This window comes from Flavobacterium sp. KACC 22761 (assembly GCF_034058155.1).
Taxonomy (GTDB): Bacteria; Bacteroidota; Bacteroidia; order Flavobacteriales; family Flavobacteriaceae; genus Flavobacterium.
The window spans coordinates 3,937,671-3,949,137 of record NZ_CP139148.1 but is presented as its reverse complement, the minus strand read 5'-3'; the positions used below and the strand labels follow the sequence as shown (position 1 = coordinate 3,949,137).

Annotated in this window: 11 protein-coding genes; 3 read left to right on the top strand and 8 right to left on the bottom strand. The window is 32.0% G+C overall.

Annotated features, from left to right (window positions below; genetic code table 11):
- Positions 1-35 precede the first annotated feature (35 nt).
- On the bottom strand, positions 36-893 hold the full coding sequence (gene hisG / locus SCB73_RS17125) for an ATP phosphoribosyltransferase (RefSeq protein ID WP_035643834.1): 858 nt from the start codon (positions 891-893) through the stop codon (positions 36-38).
- An 89-nt stretch (positions 894-982) separates the two neighbouring features.
- Here hisG and SCB73_RS17120 point away from each other — a divergent pair, with 89 nt between their 5' ends.
- On the top strand, positions 983-1,111 hold the full coding sequence (locus SCB73_RS17120; RefSeq protein WP_320567408.1) for a hypothetical protein: 129 nt from the start codon (positions 983-985) through the stop codon (positions 1,109-1,111).
- Between the two features lie 109 nt (positions 1,112-1,220).
- On the opposite strand, the gene SCB73_RS17115 is transcribed toward SCB73_RS17120, so the two are convergent.
- A complete protein-coding gene (locus SCB73_RS17115; RefSeq protein ID WP_320567407.1) occupies positions 1,221-2,606 on the bottom strand; it encodes a sensor histidine kinase in 1,386 nt (461 codons plus the stop codon).
- Positions 2,607-3,272: a response regulator transcription factor gene (locus tag SCB73_RS17110; protein ID WP_320567406.1), complete on the bottom strand. Its 666-nt coding sequence runs from the start codon at positions 3,270-3,272 to the stop codon at positions 2,607-2,609.
- Positions 3,273-3,475: 203 nt separating this feature from the next.
- Between SCB73_RS17110 and SCB73_RS17105 the strand changes: the two genes are divergently transcribed.
- Complete coding sequence (locus SCB73_RS17105; RefSeq protein ID WP_320567405.1) at positions 3,476-5,614, top strand: LTA synthase family protein; 2,139 nt, start codon at positions 3,476-3,478, stop codon at positions 5,612-5,614.
- Between the two features lie 116 nt (positions 5,615-5,730).
- On the opposite strand, the gene SCB73_RS17100 is transcribed toward SCB73_RS17105, so the two are convergent.
- Entirely contained in the window at positions 5,731-6,729 is a 999-nt protein-coding gene (locus SCB73_RS17100; protein WP_320567404.1) for a zinc dependent phospholipase C family protein, read from the bottom strand.
- A gap of 177 nt (positions 6,730-6,906) precedes the next feature.
- On the opposite strand from SCB73_RS17100, the gene SCB73_RS17095 reads away from it, so the two are divergent.
- A complete protein-coding gene (locus SCB73_RS17095; protein ID WP_320567403.1) occupies positions 6,907-7,857 on the top strand; it encodes a glycoside hydrolase family 68 protein in 951 nt (316 codons plus the stop codon).
- A gap of 1 nt (position 7,858) precedes the next feature.
- Here the strand turns inward: SCB73_RS17095 and SCB73_RS17090 are convergent, their stop codons facing one another.
- From SCB73_RS17090 to SCB73_RS17075, 4 genes are all read right to left on the bottom strand, one after another.
- Entirely contained in the window at positions 7,859-8,836 is a 978-nt protein-coding gene (locus SCB73_RS17090; protein ID WP_320567402.1) for a YeiH family protein, read from the bottom strand.
- A gap of 75 nt (positions 8,837-8,911) precedes the next feature.
- Complete coding sequence (locus SCB73_RS17085; RefSeq protein ID WP_320567401.1) at positions 8,912-9,808, bottom strand: LysR family transcriptional regulator; 897 nt, start codon at positions 9,806-9,808, stop codon at positions 8,912-8,914.
- Between the two features lie 75 nt (positions 9,809-9,883).
- The gene (locus tag SCB73_RS17080) at positions 9,884-10,630 is read right to left on the bottom strand and encodes a M15 family metallopeptidase (RefSeq protein ID WP_320567400.1); all 747 of its coding nucleotides are present in this window, start codon (positions 10,628-10,630) and stop codon (positions 9,884-9,886) included.
- On the bottom strand, positions 10,631-11,464 hold the full coding sequence (locus tag SCB73_RS17075) for a DUF4846 domain-containing protein (RefSeq protein ID WP_320567399.1): 834 nt from the start codon (positions 11,462-11,464) through the stop codon (positions 10,631-10,633).
- Positions 11,465-11,467 lie beyond the last annotated feature (3 nt).

Genomic DNA, 11,467 nt, shown 5'->3' with positions numbered 1-11,467 from the left:
CGGATTTGGAATTTCCACTTCAGATTTTCTTTTTTTTAAAGAACCATTTTCTCGATTGGACAAACCAAAATTCCTTCGGCTCCAACTTCTTTTAACTGATCAATTACATCCCAGAAAGTATCTTTGTCAATTACGGAGTGAACACTACTCCAGCCTTCTTGTGCCAATGGAAGAACTGTTAAACTCCTTAAAACAGGAAGAATCTTCCCTACAGCATCAATTTTATCATTTGGAACGTTCATCAGAATATATTTTGAATTTCTGGCACGCAAAACGGCCTGAATTCTGAACTTTAAAGTATCGATGTGTTTTTGGATTTCTGGAGAAACTTTTGGAGAAACTGCTAAAACTGCTTCGCTTTTTAAGATTACTTCAACTTCTTTTAAGTTGTTTTTAAATAATGTACTTCCGCTTGAAACAATATCAACAATAGCATCTGCAAGCCCAATGTTTGGTGCAATTTCAACAGAACCAGAGATTTGGTGAATATCGACTTTTAAACCAAATTTACTAAAATATTCATTTACAGTGTTTGGATAAGAGGTTGCAATTCGCAAACCTGCTAAATCTTGCACAGAATTGTAGTCAAATGTTTTAGGAACTGCTACAGAAACTTTGCATTTTGAGAATCCTAATTTTTGAACCACTTCGATTCCTTTTCCTTTTTCTACCAAAAGATTGTCGCCAACAATGGCCAAATCTACTACTCCATCAATTAAATATTGAGGAATGTCTGAATTTCTAAGATATAAAACTTCAAGAGGAAAGTTTGAAGCTTCTGCTTTTAACTGATCAATCCCGTTGTTGATTGAAATACCGCAATCTTTAAGGATTTGAATGCTGTCTTCGTTTAAACGACCAGATTTTTGAATTGCAATTTTTAAAGTACTCATTTTTTTTTAGTTGTTGTTTGATTAATAGTTTGAGTACAAAGAATTGGTATAAAAAAACCCGTTTGATGTACTCAAACGGGTTTTAAAATATGATGATTTACACACATACCATTAACACATCGCCTGAGAGCAATAATGAAAATGATGATGATGTAATTGATTTGAAATCATTGTTTGGTTTGTTTTATAATTCTTTGATTCGGTTGCAAATATACTAGTTAATTTCATAAAAAAACAATTTTTAATATAACTTAACGATAGTTTATTGTTAAATAAAAATTGAAGTACCGTTTTTACTGTGGATTTTCAATTTACGATAACGTTTTCTTAGCCCTCGTTAAAAGTCAAAGTCACAGTTGTTCCTTCTTCTAATTCGCTTTCTATTTTAAACTTGATATCAAGCAATTCAGTAGTTCTTTTAACAATAGACAAACCCAGTCCAGTTCCTTTAATTTCAGGATGATCAGTTGAATTTGACCTAAAAAACGGATTCACAATAGATTCCAAATCACCTTTTGCAATTCCGATTCCGTTATCTTTTATTTTACAGATTATTTTGCCATTTTGTTTCAGAAGCAAAATCAAAATGCTTCCTCCGTTATTTGTATATTTAATTGCGTTTGAAATGATATTTCTTAAAATCGTAATCATTAAAAAAGTATCCGACTGGATATAGCAGTCGGTAATCGCATCGAATTTTACATTAAGATTCTTCGCATTTATCTTCTCAGAATTCAACGTCAAAACATCTAAAATCATTGAATTCAAATAAACCGATTCTGTTTTAATATTCTGTTTTTGATTCTCAAAACGCGCCATTAAAAGCAACTGATCGACAAGTGCATTTAAGTGATCGACTTCATTTATGCAATAGTTAATTTTTTCTTCATACTCCTTATTATCACGAGGTTTACGAATCAATACTTCAAGAGTTCCTTTAATAACAGTTAAAGGTGTTCTTAACTCATGTGAAGCATCTGAAGTAAATTGTTTTTCTCGCTCAATTGCATCTTCAATTCGGTTCAATAAATTGTTTATTGTTTTTGAAAGTGTGAACAATTCGTCGCGCGTTTTCGGCAACGGAATTCTCGTTTTCAGATTATCTTTTGTAATTACTTTAGACGTATTTATAATTGCATTTATTGGCCTTATGCTTCGGCCCGCAAAAAACCTCGCAATTAAATACAGCACAACCAAAATAATCGGAAAAGCAATCAGCAAGGTATCAAAAAGATTCTTCAATACTTTAGCCGAGTCAGAAAGCGACATTGCAATAATTAAATAGCCAACTTTTTTTGACTTTACATAAAGCGGAACCTGAATTTGCCTGATTTTATTGCCTAATAATTTGGTATCAAACAATTCATAATGGTCTTTGCTTTCGTGATAAACTAATTTTTCGATTTTTAAATTCGGCGATTTTTCAATGATTTTTTTATTCAAATCTAAAAACTGAACAAAAACAGGATTCACATCAACAGAATTGTGCTCTCGCTCCTCCCACTCTTGGGCATCCATAAAAATCACTTTATTATTTTCGACTCTGACTTCTTTTAAATGATCGTTAATTTCAATCATCAAATTTTCATCAATATGCTTATAAACAGTAAATTTTACGGTAAAATAAGTTGCTGAAAAAACCACCAATATCAACAATCCTGTTGTTATGATATAATTTAAAGCGATTCTGTGTTTAAAGGATAGTTGCTCCATTTATAAATCATTAGCGATATAACCAATACCACGAATTGTTTTTATATAATCTTCTTCAATTTTCAAATTGAGTTTTTTTCTGATGGCATTCATAAAAACATCAATAACACCAGTGTCATACTCAAAATTAATCTCCCAAACATCTTTCAAAATCTGGTTTCGGGTACAAACTTTACCTTTATTCTGAATCAAATAGGTCAACAATTCAAACTCTCGTTGCGTAAGCGCCACTTCTTCCTCGTCTTTAAGCACAATATGCTTTGCCAAATCGATTTTTATGGTTCCAAGCGTCAATTCCTGATCTCCTTTTTTATGTCTAAAATGAATTTTAATGCGCTCTACAAGCTCCTCAAAACTAAATGGCTTCTTGATATAATCATTTGCACCCGCTTTTAGGCCGGCAATCGTTTCCTGTACGGTATCTTTTGCAGTCAAAAAAATAATTGGCGTGTGCTGATCTTTGATTCTGATTGCTTTGCACAAATCCAAACCATTAATTTTAGGCAACATCCAATCCAACAAAATCAAGTCATATTGGTGCTCTTGAACCAACTCAAATCCTTTTGAGCCGTCATTGGCAGTTGTCACCAAATAACCTTCTTCTTGTAGTCCTTGTTGCAAAAATTGAACAATTCCTAATTCATCTTCAACTATTAAAATATGCATGTATTTCCGATTTAGATTTAAAATTGAATCCCTTCTTGGTTTGTCAAAGATAAAAATTTTCATACTTAGAAGTAACCTCAATGCTCTAGAATAAACCAATTTAATCATCTTAAGACAACATTAAGTTAATACTAAGCAAGGTAAAAGCATATCTTCATCTGCTATTCATTAATGCAAATTAATTTTACATAAAATATAGTACCATGGTTTTTTATAAGAAGTTTTCACCTTTTTACAATCTCGCAATTTTCTATTTTCTAATTAGTTTCTTATTGCGAATTGTGCTTTTTTTCCACCCAATCACGCAAAGCTCCTTTACAATTGTTGAAAGTTTGAAGATTTTCAGCTTAGGATTAATTTCTGATTTTTTTGTTTTTGTATTGGCAAGTGGATTTTTATGGCTTTATTTGATTTTCATTTCTAATGCAAAATACAACAAACCTTACGGATATATCATTCTTGGTGGTTTTGTTGCTTTACTTTTATATATCGCTTCAGGAAAAAGCATATTTGATGAATATGGCGGTGCTTTGCCACGAATTGTTTTAATATTTGTTGGAATAAAAACACTTCTTTTCGCTTTGTTGCTTTTTCTTCCAAAATGGAGAGACAAAATCAGATACTGGTTATTTGCTTTTGTTATTTTTCTTTACGTTTTATTGATTCTTCAAAATGGATTGAGTGAATATTTCTTTTGGAATGAATTTGGAGTAAAATACAACTTTATTGCCGTTAATTATTTGATTTACACAAATGAAGTCATTGGAAATATCATGCAGTCCTACCCTGTTGTTCCTATTTTTTCAGTTCTTTTTATTGTAACTGCTACGATTACGTATTTTATTTTACAAAGATCCAAAAATTATATTGAAGATATTCCGAATGTGGGTGAAAAATTAAAAATTTCAGGAGTTTATTTAAGCTTATTTCTGATTTCTTTATTTGCAGTTCCAACGATGTCAAAAACAGAAAACTCTAAAAATGTTTTTGTCAACGAATTGCAATCCAACGGTATATATAAATTTTACTTGGCTTTCCAAAACAACAAATTAGATTATTTCAAGTTTTATAAAACATTGCCAAATGATCAAGCATTTGCTAATCTAAAAGAAAATTTCCCTAATATTTCGGGCGAAAATACTACGAGAAAAATTGCTGGTGATTCTATTGAAATTCGCAAAAACGTTGTTTTGATTACAATCGAAAGCTATAGTGCCGATTTTATGAAAGCTTACGGAAATAAGCAAAACATTACGCCTTTCCTAGATAGCTTAGCGCAAAAAAGTTTACAGTTTACTAATTTATATGCAGCCGGTAACCGAACTGTTAGAGGTCTAGAAGCAGTAACTTTATGTTTGCCTCCAACTGCGGGCGAAAGCGTTGTAAAACGTGAAGACAACAAAAACAAGTTTTCAACTGGATCTGTTTTCAAAGAAAAAGGATACAATGTAAAATTCATGTACGGAGGCGATGCTTTTTTTGACAATATGAGAGATTTTTATTCTGGAAACGGCTATCAAATTGTAGACAAATCAAGCTTTTCGCCAGAAGAAATTACGTTTTCAAATGTTTGGGGAGTTTGCGATGAAGATATGTACAACAAAGCAATCAAGGTAATGAATGCTGAAGCCAAGGAAAACAAACCTTTCTTTAATCATATCATGACGGTGAGCAATCACAGGCCATTTACATATCCAAACAATAAAATTGATATTCCAGGTGATATTAAATCTCGTGAAGGCGGTGTAAAATATACTGATTTTGCCCTTCGAAAATTCTTTGAAATGGCGAGCAAACAACCTTGGTTCAATAATACTGTGTTTGTTATTGTGGCTGATCATTGCGCATCAAGTGCTGGAAAAACGCAACTTCCATTAGACAAGTATAGAATTCCAGCTTTCATTTATCAACCAAATCAAAAACCAGCGCAATACAATCAATTGATGTCGCAAATTGATTTAATGCCAACACTTTTTGGAATGTTGCATTTTGATTATGAAAGCAAATTTTTTGGCCAAGATGTTTTTAAAGCCGACTATAAACCAAGAGCCTTCATTGCAACTTATCAAGACTTAGGACTTATTAAGGACAATGTTTTGACTATTTTGTCGCCAAAACAAGTAGTAAAACAATACGCTTTAAAAGTAAAACCAACAGCAGGTGTTGCACCAGAATTTCAAATTATGTATGAAGAAAGTCCATTGAAAGTAGAAAAAACCGATTTGGTAAACGATGCAATTTCATTTTATCAATCAGCTTCTTATTTATTAAAAGAAAAACAATATCAGCTTAATAATTTTAAAGTAAAAAATGCCAAGCTCTACGCAACCGAAAAATTATAACAAACCATAAAACAAAAGAGAAAGCCTCAAATTCATCTTGAACTTGAGGCTTTCTCTTTTTTGTTTAAATCCAAAGTAACTTGAAACTTCAAACATGAAACGTGAAACAAAAAGATTTAATCGTTTTGATTCTTCATTCCAAATAAATCACCTTTTTGATATAGTTTCAAATCTTCTTGTAAGAAAGGATAATTTCTTTGTGTAACAGCTGGAGCATCCAAAGTGCTTAAATCTGGCTTCCCTGCATTTACCCACGCTGTGTACCAAAAACTTGCTGTTGCAGCGATTGCTTTTCTCATTTGAGACTCAACCATTCCATTCAAATCTTTGTGCAATTTCTCAGCATATTCTTCAGAGAAAACAGCAGTGTTGTATTTTGTTTTCAAAATTTTGCCTTCAGCATCTTTTTTGAACACACCATCTTCCGGAGTCGAAGTTCTCAATTTTTTATCAATATCTAATAAAGGCTTAACCAGGCTGTGCGTATCATTAATCATAGCCCAAGTTGCCTTATGAACATCTTCATAATATTGTGCCTCAGGAACATTATACTTGTAATTTTTCGCAAATAATTCAGGTAAACGGCTTTCCCAAAGTGAGTGAATTCCTTTTTGATCACTTAATTGACCATCATGATTTGCAGAAGTATGCAAAGGCATATGCGCATCTCCAATATAATGACCTAAATCTGCAGCAAGAAACAAAATTTCAGCTCTGTTTTTATCTTTAAAAGCTTTTGTCAACTTTGCCATCATTTCTTCAATGTACCAAGGCAAAATTCCGTTGTCATTCAAAAACTTAGCATCATATTTTTGTTTTGCTTCTTCTAATGTCTGTGGCAAACTCTCAACAGGTCCAAAATTTTCCATATCAAAATAATGTCTCCCATTTTCCTCTTTGTAATTTAAGGCATATTTGCGGATGTCTGGAACTGAAGCTTCCTGAGTAATAAAATCAATGTGATTGTAAAAGAATACTTGTACTTGTTTTGGCAAAGCCATTACAGCTGCTTTGTTGATTCTTTCATGGCCAACAATACCCCATGATAAAGTAAAAAAACCAATAATTAAAGCAAATAAGGCAATTAACCTTGGTCTCATTCTGAAGTTTTTCATTTGTTTTTGTTATTTGAGGGGGCAAATCTACACATAATTTAAAGATAATTCAAAGAATACTATTTAAGATTGTACTAATTTAATTTTTTATCCATTTTACGCTTTATAAGTTACCTAAGTTTATTTCTGACTCAATTTTTATTTGTACGTTTGATTTTACAATTTAACAAAATTACTATGCGCCTTGTAGCTTTACATTTATTTCTTTTCATAACAACTATTTCATTCGCACAAGAAGCTGACATCCAGCTAAAAAATGTTAGCGACACTATTTTAAATACCAAAAGAACACTAAAAATTGCCGATCCATTTAATGTGGAAACTGCAATGTTGAAATTATTTCCAGGAAAAATATACCATTACGCTGATAAAAACACTTTTATAAGTTGGAAATGTAAATCTTGCAAACCTGCTCCTTTTTTGGATGTAAATGGCACTGAAGGCGATCAGTTATTTCCATATACCGAAGGTGTTGCAACAAGACTTCTTGAAAACATTGATTATTCCGACTCTCAGGGAAATCAATACAAGTTGCTTTTCTTTAATCATTCTAATCACGACGAAGACGGACTGCAAACAGGCCGTTTTTCTGGAGGTCTTGTCGGTGTTGCTAAATTTGCCAAAAACGAAAAGATTTGGGAAATGAAGTCATTTCAGCCTGCTATTGCGGCATTTGGTTCATTTTCTCAAGCACCAAAACCCAAACTTGTAGAAATTGGAGAAAATCAATATGCTTTCACAATTTGGCATACTAATGGAGGCCCTGGCGCGCCATATAATGGCTATTTATATTTAATTGCAGGATTTGACGGCAAATATCAACCATTAATGGACGTAGATTACTATACGCTTTCCAATAGTCCAAGTACAAACTGGTCAAGTTCCTACACTGTAGTAACAGATAACAACAAAAAGTTTTTTAGGGATTTTATAATCAAAACAACGGGTTCTTATAAAAAAGCAAAAAACACAGAAGACGATTACGAAGTTGATTTGCCAGAAGAGTTCGCTACCATAGCCAAAACCAAAAAACAATTTGATTTTGTAATTGAACGACGTTTTGAATTCAAAGGAAAATTCTATAAAATGACAGGAAAACCAATTGTAAAAATTTCTAATGCCAAGTGATTTAACTTAAATACAAAATGGATAGCAAACTTAAAACCGCTATAAAAACCCAAAGAAAAACACCTTGAAGCAAAGGCTTTACTCCTACCGCTTTTAACGTTGTAAAATTCAAAGTTGCACCAATTAAAAACAAGGTTATTGTCAATCCGATTTTTGCAACATTTACAATATGCGATGCAAAAACAGAAACGCTTGAAACATACGAATTCAATAGCATTGCCAAAATAAAGAAACCGATAAAATAAGGAATTTTGATTTTTGTCCCGACGCTTTGGGATTTGTTCTTGAAAACAAATGCCGTAATCAACGAAATTGGAATAATCCATAACACTCTGGCCAGTTTTACAGTTGTTGCCACTTGCAAAGCTTCGGCGCCGTATTTATTTGCTGCGCCCACTACAGAACTGGTATCATGAATAGCAATTGCACACCATAAACCGAAGTCTTTTTGTGACAAATCTAATTGATGTCCAATAAAAGGAAAAACAAATAATGCAATTGAATTTAGGATAAAAATCACTCCTAAAGCAATAGAAGTCTGATTTTCATTTGACTTGATCACTGGCGAAATCGCTGCAATTGCGCTTCCACCACATATTGCCGTTCCGCATGAAATTAAATGAGAAGTTTTTTTCTCGGTTTTAAGCCATTTTCCCAATAGAAAACCAAAAATTAATGTGCTGAAAATTGAAAATACAGTTAATACAAAACCTTCTTTTCCAGCTGAAAAAGCGCTTGAAGCATTCATTCCGAAGCCCAATCCAACTACAGAAAACTGTAATAAAAATGTGATTGCTTTGGCATTAAATTCTACAAATGGATTTCCGAAAAAATTTACAAGCACAACACCCAATAGCAAAGCAATTGGCGGAGAAATAATCGAAAATAAGCACAAAAGAATTATTACTGCAAAAAGTAATTTTTGCAAAGATTGATTGATTTCAAATAATTGTGATGCTGTTTGTTGTTTTGTTTTCAAAATAAAGATAATTGGTATTTACTTTGCAAAGTTCTGTTCTTTTCAACAGAATCGCCAATCGCAAATAACAATCTGCTATAACCTCAAGTTATAATGAGATGAAATATCATGAATAAACAACTCTGACAACGGGTCTGATTTTCCTAATAAAGTAATAATATAGAAATATCTTTCGATTGTTAATCCTTCCACATCTAAAACCATTAATTCTTTATTTTTCAATTCATTACCAACAGCATGAATGGACATAAATGCAAAACAATCTGAATTTAGGAGATATGATTTTATGCTTTCTGTACTTCCCAATTGCATTTCAATCTGCAAATCAGAAAGTTTTAAATTTAAATTTTTCAAAGCAAATTCTATAACTTCAAGTGTTCCTGAACCACGTTCTCTGGTTATGAATTTCATTGATTTTAAATCATTTACTGAAATTTCGTTTTGCTTTGCTAACGGATTTTTACTGTTGCAGACCAAAACCAATTCATCTTTCAAAAACGGAATATATTTAATCGACTGATTTTTTGATTGCCCTTCTACAATTCCAATTTCGATTTCTTTATTGATCAAAGCATTTTCAATTTGTTCTGTATTTCCATTCAGCAAATTGACTTTTATATCTTTTTGTTTTTGATGAAAACGCGCCAAAACGGGAGAAATAACATATTGTGAAATAGTTGTACTCGCCCCTAGTCGTAATAAACCTTGGCGTTCACTGATGAATGAACTCATTTCAAAATCAATTTCTCGGTAAATTTCAAAAATATCTTTTGTATGTTTTAATAGAATTTGCCCCGCTGGAGTCAAGGCAATTTTAGAACCATTTCGTTCAAAAAGTTTGGTTTTATAGGTTTCTTCGAGTTCCTGAATGTGTTTGGAAACAGCTGGCTGTGTAATATATAATTCTGTCGCCGCTTTAGTAAAATTAAGGCGGAGCGCAACGGTGTAAAATACTTTTAGCCTGAAATCCATAATCATAAATTTTTAATTCCTAAACACTACACTTTCCTTTGCAATATTCTTTTTGCAATAAAACAATTTTAAAATTTATAACAAAAGTTCAGGTCGATACTCAAAGTGCATTGTGTCATAATGTTTCCAATTTCCTCCCCAAATAAAGCCATATTTTTCAAAAATTGAAACTAGCTTGAGGGGAATTTGATTTTTATACGAAAGAGCAGCTTCTTCATTTTTACATTTACAATCCCATTGCCAATAACTAGAATTTTTGACATTAATATCTATTGTCATTCCGAAACTATGCATACTCAATCGGTTTGTTCCTGAAATTTTTCTCCAATTAAATGTACCTCCAATATCAGTAATGTATTTTTTAAATTCTGGATTATTATCTAATTCTGATGAGAGTTTTTTTATTATTTTATCAATTCCATTTACGGTTGTTATTTTAACTTTTTGATTGACTAATTTCGGGCACCAAATAATTTCAGTCATTTTTGATTCAACTTCTGATTTTGAATTTCCGTAAATTTTCTTAAAAAAATCTTCATTTCGAATTCTTCCTGGATCTTCCTTTGGAATTAAACTTTTAGCTCCTTTAGTATAAACAAACCTAAATTGATCCTCAATATCAGGATTATCTAATAATTCTTGATTCGTTTTATTTTTAAAATCATCATAAATCAAGCTTGATTTGTCACTAAAAATAATTTTATTGTCGTTGTAACCAACAATTTGATCTGGATATGCTTTAATTAATTTTTGAACATTCAATGGAATTTCTTGAGAAAAAGCATTTTGAAATATGAGGACTAAAAAAAGGAATTGTTTCATTTAAAAACGTTTTAATTGTGAAGAACTAAAAGTCCATTCAGGAGTTTTCACAGAAGTTCCAGAATCGACAGCGTACCAAGGACTCAACGAACTATTATTTGGATTTTTCAATACTTGAATTTCCTGTGCTGGCATATAACTTTGTGCTAAAAGCATAATTTTTTGATTGTTTTTTGGATTCACAGCCATATCAACCACAATAACAGCGTGACCTGGAAAACCTCCTTTTATAAAAACATCACCTATTTTTATGTCTAAAACATTGATTGGCTTCAGTTCTTTTTCTAGCGAAGCCGTTCCTGCATACATAAAAACCGTCTCTAAGTATTTCCAATACGTTTCATAACTGTCAGATGGTTTTGCAGTTTTAACCCAACTCGTTTTGTTGCCTTTAACTGCAATTCTGTAACCTTCGGCCCATTTACTAAAATCAGCTCGAAAACCATTTGTAAAATTAAAATGTATTTTATCGTACTGTTTTTGGCTATAAAAATAATCTGCTCGCAAACGCATCACGGCATCGGCACATTGATGCAAATCCTGTTTTCCAATGGGCAAATCCACAACCGCTTCATAAACGTTTCGATTTGGCTTTATAGTTCCATCAAAATACAAAACATTTGAACCCAAGGGTTTTAATGGAAGATTTCGTAAAAAAAAGTCAAACGAAGTTTTAGATTCCTCTTCTCTCACAAATCCCTGAGGTAATTGAAAACGTTGCTGAATCGTGTTTTCCGAAAGATTGTTTTTGTTGGTATTATTTATCTCTGAAAATGAAAAAAAACAAAAAATTACCATCAAAATTGCTACAACAAAGAAGAATTTAACTTTCATAAT